The organism is Enterobacter sp. RHBSTW-00593, from assembly GCF_013784105.1.
GTDB classification, from domain to species: Bacteria; Pseudomonadota; Gammaproteobacteria; order Enterobacterales; family Enterobacteriaceae; genus Enterobacter; species Enterobacter ludwigii.
The window spans coordinates 3,370,521-3,394,039 of sequence record NZ_CP056393.1; the positions used below are offsets into that span (position 1 = coordinate 3,370,521).

General features: G+C 57.7%; 21 protein-coding genes. 3 read left to right on the plus strand and 18 right to left on the minus strand.

All coding sequences use genetic code 11. The features are described 5' to 3' along the window. The first annotated feature begins 5 nt into the window (after nucleotides 1-5). Entirely contained in the window at nucleotides 6-1,520 is a 1,515-nt protein-coding gene (locus HV242_RS16090) for a tripartite tricarboxylate transporter permease (protein WP_050737130.1), read from the plus strand. Here HV242_RS16090 and menE read toward each other — a convergent pair whose 3' ends face one another. From menE to HV242_RS16130, 8 genes are all read right to left on the minus strand, one after another. Then, nucleotides 1,521-2,882 (minus strand): o-succinylbenzoate--CoA ligase, encoded by a 1,362-nt coding sequence (menE, locus tag HV242_RS16095; protein ID WP_050737131.1) that lies wholly within the window; start codon nucleotides 2,880-2,882, stop codon nucleotides 1,521-1,523. Beyond that, nucleotides 2,879-3,844 (minus strand): o-succinylbenzoate synthase, encoded by a 966-nt coding sequence (gene menC / locus HV242_RS16100; protein ID WP_050737132.1) that lies wholly within the window; start codon nucleotides 3,842-3,844, stop codon nucleotides 2,879-2,881. Before menC ends, menE begins: the two co-directional genes overlap by 4 nt. Next, nucleotides 3,844-4,701 (minus strand): 1,4-dihydroxy-2-naphthoyl-CoA synthase, encoded by an 858-nt coding sequence (gene menB, locus HV242_RS16105; RefSeq protein ID WP_014170982.1) that lies wholly within the window; start codon nucleotides 4,699-4,701, stop codon nucleotides 3,844-3,846. Before menB ends, menC begins: the two co-directional genes overlap by 1 nt. Next, nucleotides 4,698-5,474: a 2-succinyl-6-hydroxy-2,4-cyclohexadiene-1-carboxylate synthase gene (menH, locus tag HV242_RS16110; protein ID WP_050737133.1), complete on the minus strand. Its 777-nt coding sequence runs from the start codon at nucleotides 5,472-5,474 to the stop codon at nucleotides 4,698-4,700. Before menH ends, menB begins: the two co-directional genes overlap by 4 nt. After that, a complete protein-coding gene (gene menD, locus HV242_RS16115) occupies nucleotides 5,471-7,141 on the minus strand; it encodes a 2-succinyl-5-enolpyruvyl-6-hydroxy-3-cyclohexene-1-carboxylic-acid synthase (protein WP_063858287.1) in 1,671 nt (556 codons plus the stop codon). The genes menH and menD overlap by 4 nt, the downstream gene beginning before the upstream one ends. Before the next feature lie 88 nt (nucleotides 7,142-7,229). Beyond that, nucleotides 7,230-8,525, minus strand: coding sequence for an isochorismate synthase MenF (gene menF, locus HV242_RS16120; RefSeq protein ID WP_050737134.1), 1,296 nt, complete (start codon nucleotides 8,523-8,525; stop codon nucleotides 7,230-7,232). 95 nt (nucleotides 8,526-8,620) lie between these two features. Next, nucleotides 8,621-8,926: a stress response protein ElaB gene (elaB, locus tag HV242_RS16125; RefSeq protein ID WP_020883147.1), complete on the minus strand. Its 306-nt coding sequence runs from the start codon at nucleotides 8,924-8,926 to the stop codon at nucleotides 8,621-8,623. A gap of 53 nt (nucleotides 8,927-8,979) precedes the next feature. After that, nucleotides 8,980-9,441, minus strand: a complete 462-nt coding sequence (locus HV242_RS16130) for a GNAT family N-acetyltransferase (RefSeq protein ID WP_025203589.1) — start codon at nucleotides 9,439-9,441, stop codon at nucleotides 8,980-8,982. Between the two features lie 70 nt (nucleotides 9,442-9,511). On the opposite strand from HV242_RS16130, the gene rbn reads away from it, so the two are divergent. Next, nucleotides 9,512-10,429: a ribonuclease BN gene (gene rbn, locus HV242_RS16135; RefSeq protein WP_047742970.1), complete on the plus strand. Its 918-nt coding sequence runs from the start codon at nucleotides 9,512-9,514 to the stop codon at nucleotides 10,427-10,429. 64 nt (nucleotides 10,430-10,493) lie between these two features. Then, on the plus strand, nucleotides 10,494-11,498 hold the full coding sequence (locus tag HV242_RS16140) for a chemotaxis protein (RefSeq protein ID WP_014170989.1): 1,005 nt from the start codon (nucleotides 10,494-10,496) through the stop codon (nucleotides 11,496-11,498). 102 nt (nucleotides 11,499-11,600) lie between these two features. On the opposite strand, the gene nuoN is transcribed toward HV242_RS16140, so the two are convergent. The 10 genes from nuoN to nuoE all read right to left on the minus strand — a co-directional run bounded on the left by nuoN (nucleotide 11,601) and on the right by nuoE (nucleotide 23,517). Then, on the minus strand, nucleotides 11,601-13,058 hold the full coding sequence (gene nuoN, locus HV242_RS16145) for an NADH-quinone oxidoreductase subunit NuoN (RefSeq protein ID WP_014170990.1): 1,458 nt from the start codon (nucleotides 13,056-13,058) through the stop codon (nucleotides 11,601-11,603). Between the two features lie 6 nt (nucleotides 13,059-13,064). Beyond that, complete coding sequence (nuoM, locus tag HV242_RS16150; protein WP_014170991.1) at nucleotides 13,065-14,594, minus strand: NADH-quinone oxidoreductase subunit M; 1,530 nt, start codon at nucleotides 14,592-14,594, stop codon at nucleotides 13,065-13,067. A gap of 76 nt (nucleotides 14,595-14,670) precedes the next feature. Continuing rightward, entirely contained in the window at nucleotides 14,671-16,512 is a 1,842-nt protein-coding gene (gene nuoL / locus HV242_RS16155; protein WP_014170992.1) for an NADH-quinone oxidoreductase subunit L, read from the minus strand. After that, the gene (gene nuoK, locus HV242_RS16160) at nucleotides 16,509-16,811 is read right to left on the minus strand and encodes an NADH-quinone oxidoreductase subunit NuoK (RefSeq protein WP_003861496.1); all 303 of its coding nucleotides are present in this window, start codon (nucleotides 16,809-16,811) and stop codon (nucleotides 16,509-16,511) included. Before nuoK ends, nuoL begins: the two co-directional genes overlap by 4 nt. Continuing rightward, nucleotides 16,808-17,362 carry an NADH-quinone oxidoreductase subunit J gene (gene nuoJ / locus HV242_RS16165; protein ID WP_014170993.1) on the minus strand — a complete coding sequence of 185 codons (555 nt, stop codon included), beginning with the start codon at nucleotides 17,360-17,362 and terminating at the stop codon, nucleotides 16,808-16,810. Before nuoJ ends, nuoK begins: the two co-directional genes overlap by 4 nt. A 10-nt stretch (nucleotides 17,363-17,372) precedes the next feature. Beyond that, nucleotides 17,373-17,915 carry an NADH-quinone oxidoreductase subunit NuoI gene (gene nuoI, locus HV242_RS16170; RefSeq protein ID WP_003861491.1) on the minus strand — a complete coding sequence of 181 codons (543 nt, stop codon included), beginning with the start codon at nucleotides 17,913-17,915 and terminating at the stop codon, nucleotides 17,373-17,375. A 13-nt stretch (nucleotides 17,916-17,928) separates the two neighbouring features. Then, on the minus strand, nucleotides 17,929-18,906 hold the full coding sequence (nuoH, locus tag HV242_RS16175; RefSeq protein ID WP_014170994.1) for an NADH-quinone oxidoreductase subunit NuoH: 978 nt from the start codon (nucleotides 18,904-18,906) through the stop codon (nucleotides 17,929-17,931). Beyond that, nucleotides 18,903-21,629, minus strand: a complete 2,727-nt coding sequence (nuoG, locus tag HV242_RS16180) for an NADH-quinone oxidoreductase subunit NuoG (RefSeq protein WP_020883144.1) — start codon at nucleotides 21,627-21,629, stop codon at nucleotides 18,903-18,905. The genes nuoH and nuoG overlap by 4 nt, the downstream gene beginning before the upstream one ends. 53 nt (nucleotides 21,630-21,682) lie before the next feature. After that, nucleotides 21,683-23,020 (minus strand): NADH-quinone oxidoreductase subunit NuoF, encoded by a 1,338-nt coding sequence (gene nuoF / locus HV242_RS16185; protein WP_014170996.1) that lies wholly within the window; start codon nucleotides 23,018-23,020, stop codon nucleotides 21,683-21,685. Further along, nucleotides 23,017-23,517, minus strand: a complete 501-nt coding sequence (gene nuoE / locus HV242_RS16190) for an NADH-quinone oxidoreductase subunit NuoE (RefSeq protein WP_014170998.1) — start codon at nucleotides 23,515-23,517, stop codon at nucleotides 23,017-23,019. The genes nuoF and nuoE overlap by 4 nt, the downstream gene beginning before the upstream one ends. Between the last annotated feature and the right edge of the window lie 2 nt (nucleotides 23,518-23,519).

Here is a 23,519-nt window from a genome sequence, read left to right on the forward strand (position 1 = left end):
ACGCTATGGATACCTGGATTTATCTCTCGCAGGGGTTCGCCGTGGCGATGACCCCGGAAAACCTGGTGATAGCCCTGATCGGCTGCTTTGTCGGGACCATTGTGGGTCTGCTGCCCGGCCTTGGGCCGATTAACGGCGTTGCCATTTTACTCCCGCTGGCGTTTGCCCTGCATCTGCCTGCGGAATCGGCGCTGATCCTGCTGGCGACGGTGTATATCGGCTGTGAATATGGCGGGCGAATTTCCTCCATCCTGCTGAACGTGCCCGGCGATGCGGCGGCCATTATGACCGCGCTGGATGGCTACCCGATGGCACGGCAGGGTCGCGGTGGCGTGGCGCTGTCCATCTCCGCAGTCAGTTCGTTTTGTGGTTCGCTGATTGCCATCGGCGGTATCATTCTGTTTGCCCCTGCGCTGGCCCAGTGGTCGCTGGCGTTTGGTCCGGCAGAGTATTTTGCGCTGATGGTCTTTGCCATCGCCTGTCTCGGCAGCATGATGGCGCAGAATCCGCTGAAATCGTTTTTGTCCGCGCTGATTGGCTTAGGGTTAGCCACCGTCGGCGTGGATGCCAACACCGGGGTTTATCGCTTTACCTTTGACAGCGTGCACCTTTCCGACGGCGTGCAGTTTATCGTGGTCGTGATTGGCCTGTTCTCGGTCTCTGAAATTTTATTGATGCTGGAGCATACCAGCAGCGGACAGACGCTGGTGCGTAAAACGGGCCGCATGCTTTTCAGTGCCAAAGAGGGCGCACAGTGTATCGGCGCGACGCTGCGTTCGTCGGTAATTGGCTTCTTCGTCGGCATTCTGCCGGGGGCCGGGGCCACCATCGCCAGCGCCATCACTTACATGACCGAGAAAAAGCTCAGCGGCAACAGTGACAGCTTCGGCAAGGGGGACATTCGTGGGGTAGCGGCACCAGAGGCTGCGAATAACGCCTCGGCCTGCGGTTCGTTTATCCCGATGCTGACCCTTGGCGTACCGGGCTCGGGCACCACGGCGGTGATGATGGGCGCGCTGACGCTCTATAACATTACGCCTGGACCGGCCATGTTTACCGAGCAGCCGGATATTGTCTGGGGGCTGATTGCAGCGCTGCTGATCGCCAACGTGATGCTGCTGGTCATGAACATTCAGCTGATTGGTCTGTTCACCCGGATGCTGACAATTCCCCTGTGGTTCCTGGTGCCGGCTATCGCGGCCGTCTCTGCGGTGGGGGTGTATGCGGTACACAGCACTACTTTCGATCTGGTGCTGATGGTGCTGCTTGGCGTACTGGGCTACATCCTGCGTAAGATGCACTTCCCGATGTCGCCGCTGATTTTAGGCTTTGTGCTGGGAGAGATGCTGGAGCAGAACCTGCGCCGCGCCTTGTCCATCAGCAACGGCAATATATCTATTCTGTGGGACAGCAGCGTGACGAAGGTGCTGTTAGCGATGGCCATTCTGGTGATTGTGGTTCCGCCGGTATTGCGTCTGCTGCGTCGCCGCCAGCGCAAACCGGCACCGGATATCGGTTGATTATCCTTTCAACAGACGGGTGACCCACTGTTTTAATGCCTGGCGGGAGATCTTAATCCCGCCATTTTTGAGCTCTGCCGGCAGCATCAGCCAGTGCACCGGCTGCTCAAAGCGCGCCAGTTTACCCTGTACCCACGCCGGGAAGCCGGTGATATCGGTTCCCGGTTCACACTCCACCACCGCCACCGGACGCTGACCGAACTCGGCGTCATCGAGTGGGACGATAAACGCCTGGTTTATCTGCGGATGGCGGGCAATAACCCGCTCAAGGCTTTCCGGCTGGATCCCTTCGCCCCCGCTGAAAAAGAGGTTGTCCATTCGGCCAAGGATCGTCAGGCGCCCGTTATGCCATTCCCCGCGATCGCGGGTGGCAAACCAGCCCTGAGCATTGGTCAGCGGAATCAATGCACCGTCCCGCCAGTAACCTGCGGCCATACTTTGCGCTTTGATCCACACTTCACCGTCAACCACCCGCACCTCTCTGCCCGGCAGCGCAGCGCCGACGTCCGGTTCACCGTCCGCCTCTTTGGCACAAACCGTTGAGGCAAACTCCGTCAGACCGTAGCCACAGAAAGTGCGGATCCCCCGCTGGCTCGCCTGCTGAGTCAGGTCAATGGGGATCGCGGCCCCGCCAAGCAGTACGGCTTTTAGCGCGACAGGCTGGTGTGCATTAAGCAGACGCCAGAGCTGCGTCGGTACCAGTGAGGCATGCGTACAGCCCTGCAGGGCCTGCGCCAGCGGCTGCTTCTCGCGGACGGTTAAGCGCGCGCCAGCCTGCAGCCAGCGCCACAAAATCCCCTGCCCGGAGACATGAAACAGCGGCAGGGAGAGCAGCCAGTCGTCTTCATCGTCGTAGGGCATCAGCGAAAGCACGCCGCGCGCACTGGCAAGATGGGCGGCACAGGTATGGACCGCCGCCTTGGGTAAACCGGTTGAACCGGATGTCAGCGTCATGGAAGCCAGCCGCGATGGTTGCCACGCCACGCGACACCCGCCCGGCGCCTCGCGCATACTGAGCGCGACCAGCCCGTCGTAGACGCCGTCCAGCACCAGGGCAAAGCGCAGCGTCATCTGCGGGAGCAACACGTCCAGCAACGGGTGCGGCAGCTGCGGGTTAACGGGAAGAATACGTGCCCCGCACTGAAGCAATGCCAGCCATGCCATCAGGGTTTGCGGGTGATTATGCGCCAGCAGCAGTACGCCGTCGCCCTCCTGCACACCCTGCAGCTGAAAGCCCGCGGCCAGTCTGTCGATGCGCACACACAGCTGTTGCCAGCTGAGCGTCTCATCGTTCAGCCTCAGGGCCGGTTTATCAGCATACTGCGCGCACCAGTGTCGCCACGGCCAGTCGGTAAAACTCATAGCAATGGCTCCAGCCCCTCAACGTCAAGGAGCGGCAGCGTGCTGTCTGGCCACGGGCGGATAAGCTGATTTTGCATCAGGTTCAGCGTATCGAGACCGGGGACAGTGTCTGGCGTTAACCAGGCGGCAACGCGCGCCAGTTGGGTTAGCCCCAGGCTGGACTCAATCGAAGAGCTGATGACCGCCGTCAGCCCGGCGGCATGGGCCGCCGCGACCTGCTCACGTACCTTAGCAAGGCTGCCGGTCAACGTCGGTTTAATGACCACCGCGCGGACACCCGGTTCGGCGACAAACGCAAAGCCGTCTTCACGCAGGCTTTCATCCCACGCGATGGCAATGCCGGTTTCACGGGCAAACGCCCGGGAATCGTCGCGGGTTTTACACGGCTCTTCCAGAAACGCGATACGACTGCGGTACGCCGGGTTTACGTACTTCGCGAACTGCTGCGCCTTCAGCGGCGTCCAGGCGCGGTTAGCATCCAGACGCAGATGCAGGTCGGGCAATGCTTCCAGTAAGAGGTTAGCGACCATCCCATCGCGCACCGCTTCATAGAGACCGACTTTGATTTTCGCCACTTTCTCGCCCGGCATGGCGGCGAGCAGCGCAAACAGCTCATCCGGATCGCCCGTACAGAGCGGTGCCGCGCGGTAATTAGCCTCTGCAGGCAAGCGACCGTCCAGCTCCGCCAGCGCGCAGCTAATACCAAAAGCCGCGGAAGGCACCTCCGGCAACGCCGGGTTCGCGCCCTCACGCCACTCACTGGCCCACGCCAGCAATACCGTCTGCGCGTCCTCCAGCGATTCAAGGCTAAAGCCCGGCAGCGGCGAAATCTCGCCCCAGCCTTCCTGCTCGCCCTGCTGCAGATGCACCAGCATGCCATCACGGGTTTTTAACCGCCGTTCACGCAGCACCACGCCCGCGTCCATCGGTATCTGCCAGCGGTAAACCTGCGCGCGACGCATTACGGATTCCGTTTATATTTGCTGAAGTCAGGCTGGCGTTTTTCGTTAAAGGCGTTGCGACCTTCCTGCCCTTCTTCGGTCATGTAGAACAGCATGGTGGCGTTACCTGCCAGCTCCTGCAGACCTGCCTGACCGTCACAGTCGGCATTCAGGGCCGCTTTCAGGCAGCGCAGCGCCATCGGGCTGTTTTGCAGCATTTCACGACACCAGCGCACGGTCTCTTTCTCGAGGTCGGCAATTGGCACCACGGTGTTCACCAGGCCCATATCCAGCGCTTCCTGAGCAGTGTACTGACGGCACAGGAACCAGATTTCGCGGGCTTTTTTCTGACCGACAATACGAGCCATGTAGGAAGCCCCCCAGCCACCATCGAACGAACCCACTTTCGGGCCCGTCTGGCCAAAGATGGCGTTCTCTGCGGCAATGGTCAGGTCACACATCATGTGAAGCACATGGCCGCCGCCGATGGAGTAGCCTGCCACCATCGCCACCACCGGTTTTGGACAGGTGCGGATCTGGCGCTGGAAATCGAGCACGTTCAGGTGGTGAACGCCAGAGTCATCCTGGTATCCGCCGTAATCGCCGCGCACTTTCTGATCGCCACCGGCACAGAATGCCTTTTCACCTTCGCCGGTCAGGACGATAACACCGATGTTGTCGTCATAGCGCGCGTCTGCCAGCGCCTGAATCATCTCTTTGACGGTCAGCGGACGGAATGCGTTACGCACCTGCGGGCGGTTGATGGTGATTTTGGCAATGCCGTCTGCGGATTTGTGGTAACGAATGTCGGAGTAACCTTCGGAGCAGTCTTGCCATTCAACCGGCGCATAGAGCATGTGTTCATCAGGATAGATCATAGAGAGTCCTTTATTCGAAGACGCAGTATCTGAGCCAGACTCGCAGCAACCGCAGCGGGGTTTTCCCGGTGGGCGTTGTGTCCGGCATGGGGGATCGCATGGCGTACGGCGTGCAGTTCAGCCGCAAGGGCTTTGAACTTCTCATCACGTTCACCATATAAATAATCAAAAGCGACGTTGCAGGCGCTCAGTGCCGGACGTAAATCAGGCTGCACGGCCAGCGAGGTGGCCTCGAGCATCATCGCCAGAGTCGCGCCATTGTTCTGGCTACGCAGGCGAATAAGCGCCTGCCGCTGAACGTCCGTCAGGGAAGCAAATACAGGTTGTCGGTACCAGTCGGTGAAAACCACGTCGAGCGATTCGGTGCGAAAGCGCCGCGCCCAGCGGCGATCGGATGCCAGCCGCGCACTCCGCTCACCGGCATCCTGTAGCCCGGGATGGCCTCCTTCCACAATAATGCCCTTCAGCCCCTCTGGCTGCTGGCAGGCATGGAACATCGCAATGCGGCCGCCGAGGGAGTACCCCACCAGCCAGAAATTCAGTATGTTGTAACTAAGCAGGGTTCGGGTCAGCAAATCGCTCATCTCCTCGAACCCGGTCACGCCAGTATTGCCGGAATCACCGTGTCCCGGCAGGTCGAGATACAGCTGCGGGTAATCGCTCAGCGCCGCCCCGACCGTCTGCCACTCGCGGCAATCACCGGAAAAACCGTGCAAAAACACCAGCCAGGGATAACCTGGCTTTCCAGCCTGCTGCACGCCCGTAAGGATCACAGGTGGCTTACCTGAGCCAGCAGGCTTTGCAGTTTCTGCGCGCCGTCAGCATCGTTCACCACCAGCTCGATCAGCGTCGCACCGGGCTGTCGCCAGGCGCTGCTCAGGGCCGCATCAAGCGCCTCCCAGCTTTCCGGGCGATGGTATTTCAGGCTGAACATTGCCGCGGCGTGTTCAAACTGCACGTTCTGCGGCATCAGATAGAAACGCTCACGTTCGCTCTGCGGGGTGGGCAGCAGGGAGAAAATCTGTCCACCGTTGTTGTTAACCACAATCAGCACAAACGGTGCCGAAACCTGACGCAGCAGCGCCAGGGCATTGAGGTCGTACAGCGCGGAGAGATCGCCGACGATTGCCAGCGTAGACTTCGCGCTGGCACGCTGTACGCCCGCCGCCGTGGAGATCAACCCGTCAATGCCGCTGGCCCCCCGGTTACTGTAGACCGGGTAACCGGCTGGCAGCTTTGAAAAGGCATCTATCAGGCGAACCACCAGACTGTTGCCGACAAAGAGCTGCCCCTGCTCGGGCAGATACTGACGAATACGGTGTGCCAGCCCGGCCTCACTGAATGCTTCGCAGCTCGCCTGGGTTAACGCCCAGGCCTGTTCCGAAAGCGCCGGGATCGCAACGGCCCAGGGCTTGCGTTTTTCAGCCGGATGGAGCGCAAGCCAGGCGTCAATCTCACTGACCAGACGACGACCACGATGGTGTGCCGGGTCGAGCCGCCCTTCCAGCGAGTCCACCAGCCAGTACTCTTCTGGATCACAGGTTGCCTGCCACTGCAGTAACCGTTTACCGGTCAGGCTTGAGCCGAGCTGGACAATAATCTGCGCCTGCGAAAGCTCGGTGACCGCCTTCGCATTCCCCAGCCAGAGGTCGGCACACGGCAGCGGCTGACCGGTCTGGGAAAGCACGTCGCCAATCAGCGGCCAGCCAAGGGTTTGCGCCCATTCCGCAACCAGCTTGCCTTGCGCGGCGCTCATGCGCCCGGCAACCACCACGCCACGCTTCTGCCGCCAGAAGAACCAGTCACGTTGTCTGGCCCTTTCAGGATGCGGTTGTGCACGCAGCCACGGCTTTTCACTTTGCCACCACTCACCCAGGGTGCGCTGCCATTCAAGACCGGTGTCATCCATTTCGCCATACAGCGGTTCGGCAAACGGACAGTTAATATGCAGCGCCCCGCTGCGCAGTGTCCCGATGGCATGATCGATTGTCGAGACCAGCCAGCTTGCCGGAATATCCTGAGTGGGACGCGGTAGCGCAATTGCCTGTGAAGGATGCGAGGCAAAGATGCCCGGCTGACGAATGGCCTGGTTGGCACCACAGTCGATAAGCTCGGGGGGACGATCCGCGGTCAGCAGGATCAGTTTCTCCCCGGTTAATCCGGCTTCGATCAGCGCCGGATAGAGGTTTGCCACCGCGGTACCGGAGGTCACAATCACCGCCACAGGCTCGTTGCTGACTTTCGCCAGCCCCAGCGCCAGATGGCCAAGCCCGCGTTCATCGAAATGAGTGTGGTGAATAAATGCCCGGTTTTCAGCGGCCGCCAGCGTCAGCGGCGTTGAACGAGAACCCGGTGCAATACACACGTGCCTGACGCCATGGCGAGTCAGGGCTTCAAGGATCACCGCCGCCCAGCGTCGGTTAAAAGAACTTACTGACATGAGATTGTCCGGTATCAAGAATGCGACACAGTATAAATAATAGAAAAAATTGGAATTTTGATATGAATCGGGATTGCGCGAATCAGTATTAATCCCTTAGGAGCAGAGAGCGCAGTCCGGCCGCTTTGTTTTCTATCTCCTGCCACTCCTGCTCCGGGTCAGAGCCGCTGACAATTCCCGCCCCGGCGTACAGCCGCAGGGCGTCTTCGTAAACACGGGCAGAACGCAACGCCACGCAGAACTCGCTTTGTTCAGGGGATAAATACCCGGCAGAACCGGCGTACCACTCGCGGTCGAACGGCTCGTTGTGGTGGATAAAGTCGCGCGCCGCCTGACGCGGCAGACCGGCGACGGCCGCCGTGGGCTGCAGAACATGCAGGCATTGTGCATCGTCAGCGTGTTTGAGCTCGGTCCAGATACAGCGACGCAGATGCTGTACTTTACGCAGCCGTACAACCTGGGCGGGCAGCACCTCCAGCGTCTGGGTATGGTGCTGGAGCCGCTGGCAAATATCTTCCACCACCAGCATATTTTCACGCTGATTTTTGTCGTCGTTCATCAACCAGTCGCCCAGCCGTTTGGCCTGTTTATCATCGGTATGGCTGGCGACGGTGCCTGCCAGCGCTTCCGTGCGCAGCAGCTTGCCGCGTCTGCGCCACAGGCGCTCGGGGGTCGAGCCGAGAAACGCGTTGCTGGCATCGAACACCATGCAGAAATGGTAGCAGTTCAGGTTCAGGGCGCGGCTGGCAGCCATCAGTGCGACAGGGTTAACAGAGTGCTTAAACTGCAGGTCGGTTGCCCGGGCGAGCACCACCTTGTCAAAATCACCGCGTGCGATGGTCTGGGTTGCCTTGCGGATAAGGCGCAGCCATTCGGGTTGTTCCGGATGATGCTTTTCCTGCACAACCTCAACGGACAACGGACGAATGGGTCTCGCCTCACCGAGCTGCTGGAGAAAATCCAGCGCGGCGCGGGCATCATCGTGAAGTGAACTGTCGCTCCACAGCTGCAGGCGTAACGTGGCCTGTCCGGCGGTACGTCGCCACAGCAGACGCGGTAAAAACAGACTGCCCTGCTCGGGATTAAACGCATTCAGGCCGCAGATACGCGTGTCGCGGGCCGCATCATGCGCCTGCAAAAACTTTGAGGCAAATGCCAGAGAGGAGAAATGCGCGACGGCACCAAGCGCAGCAAGTTCTTCATCACCGTTACGCTGTTGCCAGTAAAACTGAGGATAGCAATGCTGAACACCCAGCCAGGCCAGGGGATCGAAGGCGTCGTTTAACGGGAAAGAGACGTCGAAGTGATGTAAACCGGGTGCAGTGGGTAACGCTTGCGTAAGCTGGCTACGCAGATGCTCCAGCGCGGTGGAAATCGAATTCACGCGAACCTCTCCCTGTTAAAACCTCATATTATACGGGGTACTGACCATAAATAGCAGTACCCACGTATAGGGAGTGGTTAACCGTATAAGGAACGTTAACGGCGGGCTAAAAGCAGCCCCAGCACCAGTCCGACAGCTGCCCCTACCCCGATGCCTTGCCATGGTTTTTCATGGACGTAATCATCGGCACGGTATACCGCCTTTTTCGCGCGGTAGTAGTAATTGTCCGAAGCATGGCTGACGCGATTTTTAACATCATCCAGTGCTTTTTCGGCACGGGCTTTCAGCTCAATATATTTCTGATCGGCAGGGTCGCCCGACGAACGTAACACCTCTTCCAGCGTTTCGCTCAGCAAGGCCAGGTCGTCATCGATACGGGTATCCCAGGATTGAAATGACATATTTTTCTCCATGTTAGTACACCAGTCCGCTAACTATAGCCAACGACTCGCCATTACGCCTGTTTCGCTTCCCGCGCCATGCCGATGTGTGGAATACCGTCCTCATCGTACACGTCCGTCACGGGCGTAAACCCAAAATGCCCGTAAAACGGTTGCAGGTGCGCCTGCGCGCCCAGATATAACGCCTTGTCCGGCCACTGTTTTTGGCACGCTTCCAGCGTTTTTTCCATCAGCTGATAGCCCAGTTTTTCACCACGCGCGTTGCCGCTGATAATCACGCGACCAATCACGACAGGCTCAAAATCGTCTTCGCTTTTCAGAATCCTCGCATACGCCACCAGCGCGTTGTCCCGCCAGCCAAGAATATGGCGATTCTCGCCAATAAGATCATCGCCATCGATATCCTGATACGGGCAGGTTTGTTCAACAACAAACACTTCGCAACGCAGTTTAAGCAGCGCGTAAAGTGACGCTACCGTGAGCTCACTATGGTGTAAATCTTGCCACTGGATCATGTCAGTCTCCTTCCTGGGTTCATCACGTTATACTAAACCCCTCCCCGTTCGGCAAAGGGCTGATTACGTTATGGAACTGATTTTTCTCGGTACGTCCGCTGGAGTGCCAACCCGATCACGAAATGTGACCGCGATTCTGCTGGATTTGCAGCACCCGACGCGGGGTGGATTATGGCTTTTTGACTGCGGTGAAGGGACGCAGCATCAGCTGCTACATACCCCGTATCATCCCGGCAAACTGGATAGAATTTTCATTACCCATCTGCATGGCGACCATCTGTTTGGCCTGCCTGGTCTGTTGTGCAGCCGCTCAATGGCGGGCAATGCCAACCCGCTGACGATTTACGGGCCTGCGGGTATTCGGGAATTTGTCGACACCACGCTGCGTCTGAGCGGCTCATGGACAGATTACCCCCTGGAGGTGGTGGAGATAACCGCCGGTCTGGTGCTGGATGACGGTGTGTATCGGGTGACAGCCCAACCCCTGAGCCATCCTGTGGAGTGCTATGGTTATCGCATTGAGGAGCGGGATAAACCCGGCGCGCTCAATGCGTCGGCGTTACTGGCCGACGGAATAAAACCCGGGCCGCTGTTCCAGCGCCTGAAGCAGGGCGAAACCGTGACGCTGGAAGACGGGCGCGTCATCAACGGGCAGGATTACCTCGCCGCCCCGCAGCCCGGGAAAAAACTGGCGATTTTTGGCGACACGGCCCCGTGCCCGGCGGCGTTGCTGCTGGCGCAGGGTGTGGATCTCATGGTGCATGAAGCCACCCTCGAGGCGGCGATGGAAGAGAAAGCCAACAGCCGGGGCCATAGCTCTACGCACCAGGCGGCGCAGCTTGCGCGTGACGCGGGCGCCGGGAAACTGATCGTCACCCATGTCAGCTCGCGCTACGATGCCCGGGGCTGTGAACGCCTGCTGGCAGAGTGCCGTGAACGGTTCCAGGAATGTGAGCTGGCCGAAGATTTCGCTAAGGTCAGCGTTTAGTCCTTCATTTTTCTCTCAGAGTGCCGATAACGATTAAAAGGTCAGCATTTCTCTCGAGGGTAGAATGGATAATTTCCAGAAAGATATTGATGACAGGGCGAATCTCACCCTGTCGAACCGTTTTGAACTGTTGCTGTTCCGTCTTGGCACCTCTCTGAACGCAAATAAATCCGAGCTGTTTGGCATTAACGTCTTTAAGCTGCGTGAAATTGTGCCGATGCCAGAGTTCACGAAACCCGCCGGGATGAAATCACCGCTGATGGGCATGGTGAATATTCGCGATCAGGTTATCCCGGTAATCGACCTGGCCGCCGTGGCGGGCTGTAAGCCAACTACCGGGCTGAACATCCTGCTGATCACGGAATATGCCCGCAGCGTGCAGGCTTTTGCGGTGGAATCCGTTGAGAACATCATGCGTCTTGACTGGAAGCAGGTGCACGCGGCGGAAACTGCCGTCAGCGGGCGGTACATCACCAGTATCGCCTGTCTGGATGAGAAGACCGATACCAATGAGCTGGCGATGGTGCTCGACGTTGAGCAGATCCTGTATGACATCACCCCGGCCAACCACGACCTGCATGCCACGGATCTGAAGACCACGAAATTCCACATCAAGCCCGGTGCCGTCGCGATTGTCGCCGAAGACTCTAAAGTGGCACGCTCGATGCTGGAAAAAGGTCTGCAGGCGATGGAGATCCCGGCGCAGCTGCATATCACCGGCAAAGACGCGTGGGAGAAAATTAGCGTGCTGGCGGCGCAGGCTCAGGCTGAAGGTGTTCCGATTACCGATAAGATTGCACTGGTGCTGACCGACCTGGAAATGCCGGAGATGGACGGCTTTACCCTGACGCGTAAAATCAAAACCGACCCGCTGTTGAAAGATATTCCGGTGGTGATCCACTCTTCCCTCTCCGGCAATGCTAACGAAGATCATATTCGCAAGGTGAAAGCCGACGGTTACGTGGCAAAGTTTGAACTCAATGAACTGTCGTCAGTCATTGAAGAAGTTCTGGATCGGTCAATGAAGAAGATTGACGGTCCGCTGATTAGCCGTAAACAGCTGGCTTAACTTTCAGCAGGCTCACGCCTTCCCGACAGGGCAAGGCCGCAAGCCAACAAAAAACCCGCCGAGGCGGGTTTTTTTATTCACTGCGGTCAAACAGCAACGTGATTACATCAGCGGCATCGCGTGCTGCACGATGGTGATCAGCGGCTGTGGATAGATACCGAAGATCAGTACCAGCAGCGCGGAGATCAGTACCACGATACCACCGGCGCTGTACTGCCAGTTACGCGGCGCATCGCGGTTCAGCTGCTGAGGTGCACTCAGATACAGACTCACGGCCACACGCAGGTAGTAGTAGAGACCGATTGCAGAGCCGATCACCACGCCCGCCGTCAGCCACCACAGGTGTGCCTGCACACCCACTGCCAGCACGTAGAACTTACCGATAAAGCCCAGCGTCATTGGAATACCCGCCAGAGAGAGCATCATTACGGTCATAACGGCGGACAAAATCGGACGGTGCCAGAACAGACCACGGTAGGAGAACAGGGAATCTGCATCCGGACCACGGTACGGGCTGGACATCAGGCTCACCACGCCGAACGCGCCGAGGCTGCTGAACAGGTAACCGGCCAGGTAAACACCGACGGTCTCCATCGACATCTCACCGCTCTGCAGCGCAATCAGTGCCACCATCAGGTAGCCCAGGTGGGAGATAGATGAGTAGCCCAGCAGACGTTTAATGTTGGTCTGGCTCAGCGCCATCAGGTTACCGAAGATGATGGAAGCAAACGCGATGATGCCCAGCACCACGCGAACCGCTTCGCTGTCACCCACCGGCGCATACAGGAACAGACGCATCACCACCCCGAAGATAGCGATTTTGCTCGCCGTCGCCAGGAAGGTTGAGACAGGAGCAGGTGCGCCCTGGTAGACGTCTGGCGTCCACAGGTGGAACGGAACCAGAGAGAGCTTAAAGCCAAGGCCAACAATCATCATGCCCAGACCCGCCAGCAGCAGCGGTTCGTGCAGCATACCGTCGCCGAGGCTCTTGCCGAGCGCCATGAAAGAGAGGTTTCCGGACTGTGCGTACAGCAGCGCGATACCAAACAGCAGGAAAGACGACGCGGCAGCAGACAGAATGGTGTACTTGATGCTCGCTTCCAGAGAACGTTTCTGACGGAAGGCGTAACCAATCAGACCGAACAGCGGCAGAGAGATAAGCTCAATACCGAGGAACAGCGCAGCCAGATGGTTCGCATTCGCCAGCAGAATACCGCCCAGCGCGGCAATCAGTACCAGCAGGTAAAACTCTTCTTTGTTGTCGTTGTAGCCTTCCAGCCATGGGTACGCAAACGTACAGGTTGCCAGGCTCGCCAGCAGAACCAGACCCGAGTATAGCATGGCATAGCCGTCAACGCGCATCAGTGGAGTGACGTCCATCGCCCCGCCCTGGCCAACAAACCAGAGAGAGACTAATGCGGCGTTCAGACCGATGACCGACAGCGTGGCATTCAGGAAGTGATTGCGTCGCCACGCAATGGAGAGCATCACAACCACCACCGTCAATCCGACGATCAGCAGCGGTAGCAGCGCGATCAGTTGTTGTGGAGTTATTGTCATGGCGAATTACGGCCTTGTAGTAGAAGCAGAATTAACAAACCACTGCTGGATATTCCCCATCGCGGAGTGCGAGGTATCCAGAATTGGCTGCGGGAAGAAGCCCAACAGCACCAGCAGTACGACCAGCAGCAGGATGATGAACAGCTCACGCAGCGACATCCCCGGCAGTTCTTTTGCAGCAATTTCGCTCTTCGCTTTACCGAAGTAAGCGCGGTGCAGCATCGCCAGCGAGTAAACGGAAGCGAACACCAGACCAAAGGTGGAGATCACGGTAATGACCGGCACCACTTTGAAGCTGCCGAACAGAATCATAAATTCGCCGACGAAGTTACCGGTGCCTGGCATACCCAGCGTGGCCACCGCGAAGAACATAGAGAGCGCTGGCAGCCATTTAATTTTGCTCCACAGACCGCCCATCATACGCATGTCACGGGTGTGAAGACGTTCGTACAGCTGACCACACAGGATGAAGAGACCGGCTGCGGACAGACCGTGCGCAATCATCTGGATAACCGCCCCCTGGTAAGCCAGCTGGCTGCCGGTGTAGATGGCAATCAGTACAAAGCCCATGTGGGAAACGGAGGTGTACGCAATCAGACGTTTAATGTCGTACTGCGTGAAGGCCATCCAGGCACCGTAGAAGATACCGATCACACCAAGCCACATCGCAATTGGCGCGAACTCAGCGGACGCATTCGGGAATAGCGGCAGAGCGAAACGCAGCAGACCGTAGGCCGCGGTTTTCAGCAAGATCCCCGCAAGGTCAACGGAACCCGCCGTTGGCGCCTGTGAGTGCGCGTCTGGCAGCCAGCCGTGCAGGGGAACCACCGGCATTTTCACCGCGAAGGCAATGAAGAAGCCCAGCATCAGCAGGTATTCCACACCGTGAGACATCGGGGTCTTCAGCAGGTCTTCATAGTTGAAGGTCCAGATACCGGTCGCGGTATGGTGAACAAACACCAGCGCCAGAATCGCAATCAACATCACCAGACCGCTCGCCTGGGTATAGATGAAGAACTTGGTTGCCGCCGTGATACGCGTTTTACCGTCGGACGCCTTATGGCCCCACAGCGCGATCAGGAAGTACATCGGCACCAGCATCATCTCCCAGAAGAAGAAGAACAGGAACATGTCGATGGCAAGGAACACGCCGATAACGCCGCCCAGGATCCACATCAGGTTCAGGTGGAAGAAGCCCTGGTATTTTTCAATTTCTCGCCAGGAGCACAGTACCGCCAGAACGCCGAGCAGACCCGTCAGCACCACCATCAGCAGCGACAGACCGTCGATAGCCAGGTGAATGGTTATCCCAAAACGCGGGATCCACGGCAGAATAAATTCAGACTGCCACTGCGGAATCCCCGCAGACTGCGTCAGAGAGTAGCCACCCTGCAACCACAGTTGCAGACCAAGCGCGAGCGTCAATCCCATGGTGATCAGCGCGATCCAGCGCGGCATCTTCACGCCAAAGCGTTCAGTCTGCCAGCACAGGAAGCCGCCGATGAAGGGAATTAATATTAGCCAGGGTAGTAACATGGCGATTTACATTCCTTTTTAAGGCCCCCAGCAGGGGCCTGATTTTCAACGAATTCGAATAAAATTCACTTAACGATCAACGCAACACCATCAGCAGCGCCAGCACGACAACCGCACCGATGCTCATGGACGCCACATACCAGCGCAGGTAACCGTTCTCGCTGAACAGCAGGCCTTTACCTGCAAAGCGGGAAAGGATCGCCGGGATATTCATCAGGGAGTTCAGCGGATCGCGTTTCAGCAGCCACGCAATGCCCAGGAACGGCTTGACGAAGATCATGTCGTACAGCCAGTCGAAGCCCCACGCGTTGTACCACCAGGTCCCCAGCAGGCGGCCTGGCGCACTGTTGGCAACGGCAGTCACCAGCGTACGTTTGCCCAGCCACAGCCATGCTGCGATCAGGATGCCCGCGATAGCGACCACACCCGAGGTGATTTCAAGCGTCAGAACGCGACCGTGCTCAAGCTCGGTGGTGTCCGGCAGTACGCCCTGCAGCGGTGGCACAATCAGTGCGCCAACGAAGGTGGAGAGTACCAGCAGCACAATCAGCGGCAGGTGATGAGTAATCCCCTTCCCTGCGTGAGCGTGAATTTGTTCTTTACCGTGGAATACGATGAAAATCATACGGAAGGTATACAGGGAGGTCATGAACGCACCGACCAGACCCGCAACCATCAGATTGATATGACCATTCGCCATGGCACCGGCAAGGATTTCGTCCTTACTGAAGAAGCCCGCGGTAATCAGCGGCAGTGCCGCCAGCGCCGCGCCGCCCACCAGGAAGCAGACATAAACCAGCGGAATGGACTTACGCAGTCCGCCCATCTTGAAGATGTTCTGCTCGTGGTGGCAGGCCAGAATCACGGAACCGGATGAGAGGAACAGCAGCGCTTTAAAGAACGCGTGCGTCATCAGGTGGAAAATGGCTGCGTCCCATGCCTGAACACCCAGTGCCAGGAACATATAACCAATCTGGCTCATGGTGGAGTATGCGAGAACGCGTTTGATGTCGGTTTGCACCAGCGCGGCAAAGCCTGCCAGCACCAGCGTTACCGCACCAACGATACCCACCAGATGCAGAATTTCCGGCGTCATCAGGAACAGACCATGCGTACGCGCAATCAGGTAGACCCCAGCGGTAACCATGGTTGCGGCGTGGATCAGCGCGGAGACAGGCGTTGGACCTGCCATCGCGTCGGCCAGCCATGTCTGCAACGGCAGCTGCGCGGATTTACCCACGGCACCACCCAGCAGCATCAGCGTTGCCCACCACAGCATGTCATTGCCGGCAGCGAAGTGCGCTGGCGCCAGTTCCACCATTTCGCGGAAATTCAGCGTGCCCAGTTCGTTGTAGAGAATGAACAGCGCGAAGGCGAGGAAGACGTCACCCACACGGGTCACGACAAACGCTTTCATGGCCGCTGCGCCATTCTTCGGATCGGTATAGTAGAAGCCGATCAGCAGATAAGAGCAGAGACCCACGCCTTCCCAGCCGAGATACATCAACAGCAGGTTATCGGCCAGCACCAGAACAACCATGCTCGCGATAAACAGGTTGGTGTAGGCGAAGAAGCGGGAGTAACCCTCTTCACCGCGCATATACCAGGAGGCAAACATGTGGATCAGGAAGCCCACGCCGGTTACCACGGAGAGCATGGTCAGAGAGAGACCATCCAGCACCAGGTTGAAACCGATGTTGAAATCACCGACCGACATCCAGGTCCACAGCGGTACGCTGAAGGCCTGACGCCCGTTATTAAAGAAGTCGATACCCGCATACGCTGTTACCAGCGCAGCCAGACCCACAGAGCCCATGCCGACGGTGGCGGACAGATTCTCAGACCAGCGGCCACGAGAAAACGCCAGCAGCACGAAGCCAATCAGCGGAAAAATAATGGTTAAGGCAAGCATGTTCATCCACGCAACTCACTTACTGAATCGATGTTCAGGTTCTGGCGGCGACGATGGAGCTGCAGTAACAGCGCCAGGCCAATACTCGCTTCGGCAGCCGCGAGGCTGATGGCGAGAATGTACATCACCTGACCATCGGTCTGGCCCCAGTAGCTTCCGGCGACCACGAAGGCCAGCGCGGAGGCGTTAATCATGATTTCCAGACCGATCAGCATAAACAGCAGATTGCGGCGGATAACCAGACCGGTTAAGCCCAGAACGAATAAAATCGCAGCGAGGATCAGTCCATGTGTTAAGGGGATCATGCGCGTTCCTCCGTTTTTCTTTTCGCGCGGTCGTCAGTGCGGTTGCTCAGCAACTCACCAGCACGCTCTTCGCGGCCAACGTGGAAGGCAACAACCAGGCCCGCCAGCAGCAGCATAGAGGCCAGTTCAACCGCCAGGACGTATGGGCCAAACAGCGTAATACCCACCTCTTTAGCGCCGATTGGCGTGCCGTCGATGCCCTGATCATTCACACCCAGAATGGCGTAAACAATGACCACCAGCATGATGGCCGACAGGATCGCCGGGCCAATCCAGACCTGCGGTTTTAACCACTGACGTTCCTGCTCAATTTCAGAGCCGCCCAGGTTCAGCATCATCACCACGAAGACGAACAGCACCATGATGGCCCCGGCGTAGACGATGATCTCCAGCGCACCAGCAAAGTGCGCGCCCAGCGCAAAGAACACCCCGGAAATAGCCAGCAGCGAGATAATTAAGTACAGCAGCGCATGCACCGGATTGGTGTGCGTAATCACTCGCAGCGTAGCCAGGATGGCGATAAGGCCACAGATATAAAAAGCGAATTCCATTGCCCTCTCCTTACGGTAACAGGCTCTTGACGTCGATAGGCTTAGCTTCGTTCTCTGCTTCGCCCTTATCTTTGCCGTCGATTGCCATACCCGCCATCCGGTAGAAGTTATATTCCGGGTATTTGCCCGGACCGGAAATCAGCAGATCCTCTTTCTCGTACACCAGGTCCTGACGCTTATACTCACCCAGTTCGAAGTCCGGGGTCAGCTGAATCGCCGTGGTTGGGCACGCTTCTTCACACAGACCGCAGAAAATGCAGCGTGAGAAGTTGATGCGGAAGAACTCAGGATACCAGCGGCCATCTACCGTCTCTGCTTTCTGCAGAGAGATACAGCCCACCGGACACGCTACCGCACACAGGTTACAGGCAACGCAGCGCTCTGAACCGTCCGGATCGCGCGTCAGCACGATACGGCCACGGTAGCGCGGCGGCAGATATACCGGCTCTTCCGGGTACATCCGGGTTTCGCGTTTGGCAAACGCGTGCAGGCCGATCATCCAGATACTGCGTACCTGAGTGCCGAAACCTACCAATAATTCTTTTAAGGTCATGGTCTATAGCCCCTTATGGCTGCTGCCAGAGAATGACAGCCGCCGTTACCAGCAAGTTGATGAGCGTCAGCGGCAGGCACACTTTCCAGCCGAAGGACATTACCTGGTCATAACGCGGACGCGGTAACGCTGCGCGAATCAAAATGAACATCATCATGAAGAACGCGGTTTTCAGCGCGAACCAGATGAACGGCGGTAAGAACGGGCCATGCCAGCCACCAAAGAACAGCGTTACCATCAACGCGGAAATGGTGACAATACCGATGTACTCGCCCACGAAGAACAGACCGAATTTCATACCGGAATATTCGATGTGGTAACCGTCGGCCAGTTCCTGTTCGGCTTCTGGCTGGTCAAACGGGTGACGGTGACACACCGCCACGCCCGCGATAGCAAAGGTAATAAAACCAAAGAACTGCGGGATAACGTTCCAGATGTCAGCCTGGTTGTTGACGATGTCGGTCATGTTGAATGAACCGGCTTGCGCCACCACACCCATCAGGGAAAGCCCCAGGAATACTTCGTAGCTCAGCGTCTGCGCAGAAGCACGCATCGCACCCAGCAGGGAGTATTTGTTGTTACTGGACCAGCCCGCGAACAGCACCGCATACACGGCGAGGCCTGCCATCATCAGGAAGAACAGAATGCCGATGTTCAGGTCAGCCACCACCCAGGTCGGGCTGACAGGAACAATCGCGAACGCCAGCAGCAGCGAGGTAAAGGCGATCATCGGTGCCAGAGTAAAGATCACGCGGTCAGAGAAGCGCGGGATCCAGTCCTCTTTAAAGAACATCTTGATCATGTCCGCTACCAGCTGGAGTGAACCACCCCAGCCCACGCGGTTCGGTCCGTAACGGTTCTGGAACAGACCGAGCAGACGACGTTCACCAAAGCTCATGAACGCGCCGCAGGTGACGACCACCAGCAGGATAACTATCGCTTTCAGAATGCTCAGCAGGATGTCGATAAGATCCGGCGTTAACCAACTCATGCTTTTGCCTCCTGCAGATTATCAAGACGCGCACCCGCCAGTACCGGCGCGATGCCAGGCATACCCATCGGCAGACCCACCTGCCCTGCAGTCAGACTTTCAGAGATAATCAGCGGCAAGCTGATTGTCTGGCCATCATAGCTAAAGGCGATGTTCGCACCCGCGTTAACGCCAAGCTTCGCGGCATCTGCCGGGTTAAGCTTGATGTACGGTTGCGGCATGCGGCTCTGGAATACCGGAGAACGCTGGGACAATTCGTCACTGCCGAACAGATGGTAGTACGGCGCAATACGCCAGTTCCCTTCCTGCGCCTGGAAGCTCGCCGGCACGGTGGTGAAGAAGTCCAGACCGGTGTCGGAAGCTTCAATCAGACGCACGCCCGGGTCACCGTGGCGCAGAGAGCCGCCCACTTCAGCCTGGAATTTGTTCCATGCCTGCGGGGAGTTCCAGCCTGGTGCCCATGCGAACGGAACCTGAGAGCGCGGTGCAGACGGCTGGTTGTTCCCTTCCATTGAGAAGGCAAACATCGTGTCTTTATCCTGCGGCTGACGAGGTTCGTGAACGCTGATGTTGGCTCGCATCGCGGTACGACCGCTGTAACGGTGCGGCTCACGCGCCAGTTTCTGGCCACGAATACGGAAGCTTGCGTCAGGAGCCGCATCTTTGATGCCAGCCAGCTGAGGCAGTTTTTCCACGACCGCGTCGATAACATGGTCGAGCTGCGTCCAGTCCACTTCACGGCTCTGAACGGTGCTGTGCAGAGAGTGCAGCCAGCGCCAGCTTTCCAGCATTATGGTGTTGCTGTCGTAGTACGCCGGGTCATACACCTGGAAGAAACGCTGTGCGCGGCCTTCGTTGTTGATAACCGTACCGTCGCTTTCCGCGAAGCTTGCCGCAGAGAGCACCAGGTGCGCTTTGTCCATGATCGCGGTGCGCTGATGGTCAATAACCATCACCAGCGGCGCTTTGGAGAGCGCTGCGTCAACGCGTGCGGCAGAAGCATGGCGATGCAGGTCGTTTTCCAGCACCACAACGGCGTCTGCAGCACCGGATTCCAGTTCGCTTAACGCAGCTTCCAGAGAGCCACCGCCGATCATTCCCAGACCGATGCTGTTCACCGCACGGGCAATCATGGTCACGCCAACGTCTGCACCACGGCCTTTCAGCGCTTTAGCCACGTTCGCGGCAGCCTGAATGATCTCCGCGCTACCGGCGTTAGTCCCGGAAACAATCAGGGGTTTCTTCGCACCCGCCAGGGCCTGAACAATCACATCAACCTTGTTCTGCAGGTCGCGATCGAGACCTTCAACGGCCGGAGAATTACTGTCCAGCGCATGAGCAATCGCAAAGCCAAGACGGGCCTGATCTTCAACCGGCGCGCAGTAGGTCCACGCCGCGATATCGTCCAGACGCGTGCTGTCGACGTTGGTCACAAACAGAGGATGCTTCGCACGCTGACCGATGTTGAGGATTGCCGCAATCTGCCAGTCAGCCACTTTCTGAGCCGCCGCCATTTCACGAGCTTTACCTTTGACCGCCTGACGAACCGCCAGGGCAGCGCGAGCGCCGGTCTGCGTCAAATCTTCACCCAGCACCAGAACCGCATCATAAGATTCAATTTCACGCAGCGCTGGGGTATGAATACCGCCTTCACGCAGCACTTTCAGTACCAGCTGCAGACGTTCCTGCTCGCCCTGAGCGATACCGGTGTAGAAGTTTTCCGCCCCAACCAGCTCACGCAGCGCAAAGTTACTTTCGATGCTGGCGCGCGGGGAGCCGATACCGATCACTTTCTTCGACTGGCGCAGAATATCTGCCGCGCCCTGCATCGCCTGTTCAGCGTTCAGGGTGATGAAGTCATCACCACGGCGTTGAACGGGCTGACGTGGACGGTCTTTCAGGTTCACGTAGCCGTAGCCGAAACGACCGCGGTCGCACAGGAAGTAATGGTTAACGGTACCGTTATAACGGTTTTCAATACGACGCAGTTCGCCATAGCGCTCACCCGGGCTGGTGTTACAGCCCAGCGAACACTGCTGGCAGATGCTTGGTGCAAACTGCATGTCCCACTTACGGTTGTAACGCTCGGAGTGGGTTTTATCGGTGAAGACGCCGGTTGGACAAATCTCGACCAGGTTACCGGAGAATTCGCTTTCCAGCGTACCGTCTTCCGGACGACCGAAGTAGACGTTGTCATGCGCGCCATAAACGCCCAGATCTTGTCCGTCTGCGTAATCTTTGTAGTAACGCACGCAGCGGTAGCAGGCGATGCAGCGGTTCATTTCGTGAGAGATGAACGGCCCCAGATCCTGGTTGCGGTGGGTACGTTTGGTAAAGCGATAGCGACGGAAGCTGTGACCGGTCATTACGGTCATATCCTGAAGGTGGCAGTTACCGCCCTCTTCACAGACCGGGCAATCGTGCGGGTGGTTGGTCATCAACCATTCCACAACGCTTTCACGGAACTGTTTGGCTTCTTCGTCATCAATCGAAATAAAAGTGCCTTCGGTGGCTGGCGTCATACAGGACATCACCAGGCGACCACGCGTGTCTTCCGCGTTTTGATATTGCTTCACCGCACACTGGCGGCAAGCACCGACGCTGCCCAGCGCCGGATGCCAGCAAAAATACGGAATATCAAGGCCGAGCGACAGACAAGCTTCCAGCAGGTTGTCCGCCCCGTTGACCTCATACTCTTTGCCGTCTACATGAATCGTAGCCATTAGCATGCTTCCAGTTGGCTCAGTCGTAACTGAGCGTTAATCAAAATTCTGTTTTACCAGCGCGCTTTCAGCAGGTTCGGCTGAATCCCATTGATGGCATGGGTATTGCTGAACGGCTGCTTGATGCCTGCTTCGAATTCGTCGCGGAAATATTTAATCGCGCTCTGCAGTGGCTCAACGGCGCCTGGTGCGTGGGCACAGAAGGTTTTCCCTGGGCCCAGGAATCGACACAGTTGCTCAAGTGTCTCGATATCGCCAGGCTGGCCTTCGCCACGTTCGATAGCACGCAGGATCTTCACGCTCCACGGCAGACCATCACGGCACGGTGTACACCAGCCGCAGGACTCGCGGGCAAAGAACTCTTCGAGGTTACGCACCAGCGATACCATGCCGATCTCGTGGTCGACGGCCATCGCCAGCGCCGTACCCAGACGGCTGCCTGCTTTACCAATGCTTTCGAATTCCATCGGCAGATCAAGATGGGCCTCGGTCAGGAAGTCGGTCCCTGCACCGCCTGGCTGCCAGGCTTTGAATTTCAGGCCATCACGCATGCCGCCAGCGTAGTCTTCAAGAATTTCACGTGCGGTGGTGCCAAACGGCAGTTCCCAGACGCCAGGGTTCTTCACGCGACCGGAGAAGCCCATCAGCTTGGTACCGGCATCTTTACTGTTCGAGATGCCCTGATACCACTCCACGCCATTGGCGAGGATTGCCGGGACGTTACACAGGGTTTCGACGTTGTTTACACAGGTCGGTTTACCCCAGACGCCAGAGCTTGCCGGGAACGGTGGCTTGGAACGTGGGTTCGCACGGCGGCCTTCCAGGGAGTTAATCAGTGCGGTCTCTTCACCACAGATATAACGCCCTGCCCCGGTGTGCACGAACAGCTCGAAGTCAAAACCGGTGCCAAGGATGTTTTTACCCAGCAGGCCCGCTTCAGTGGCTTCGGCAATCGCGCGACGCAGGTTTTCAGCCGCTTCGATGTATTCACCGCGCAGGAAGATGTAACCCCGGTACGCTTTCAGTGCGAACGCGGAGATCAGCATGCCTTCCACCAGCAGGTGCGGCAACTGTTCCATCAGCAGGCGGTCTTTATAGGTGCCCGGCTCCATTTCATCAGCGTTACACAGCAGGTAACGGATGTTCATGGATTCGTCTTTTGGCATCAGGCTCCACTTCAGACCGGTGGAAAAGCCTGCGCCGCCGCGCCCTTTCAGGCCAGCGTCTTTAACCGCACTGACGATGTCGTCCGGCGCCATGCCGCCCAGGGCTTTACGCGCACCGGCATAGCCGTTTTTGCTCTGGTATTCGTCGAGCCATACCGGCTGTTTGTCATCACGCAGACGCCAGGTCAGTGGATGAGTTTCAGCAGTACGAATTACAGTTTTCATTTGTACTGCTCCAGCAGGTCAGGAATGGCTTCCGGCGTCAGATAACTGTGAGTATCCTCATCAATCATCATGGTCGGCCCCTTGTCGCAGTTCCCCAGGCAGCAGGTTGGCAGCAGCGTAAAGCGGCCATCGAACGTGGTCTGGCCTGGCTTGATATTGAGCTTTTTCTCAATCGCTGCCTGAATGCCCTGATAACCGGTAATGTGACAAACCACGCTGTCACAGTAGCGGATCACATGGCGACCCACCGGCTGACGGAAGATCTGGCTGTAGAACGTGGCTACGCCTTCTACGTCACTTGCCGGAATGCCCAGCACTTTTGCGATCTCATAGATCGCCCCATCCGGCACCCAACCACGCTGTTTCTGTACGATTTTCAGCGCTTCAATGGACGCCGCACGCGGGTCTTCGTAGTGGTGCATCTCGTGCTCAATGGCGGCACGTTCTGCTTCACTCAGCTCAAAAGCCTCGGTTTGTGGTTGTTGATTCTCGTGCATAA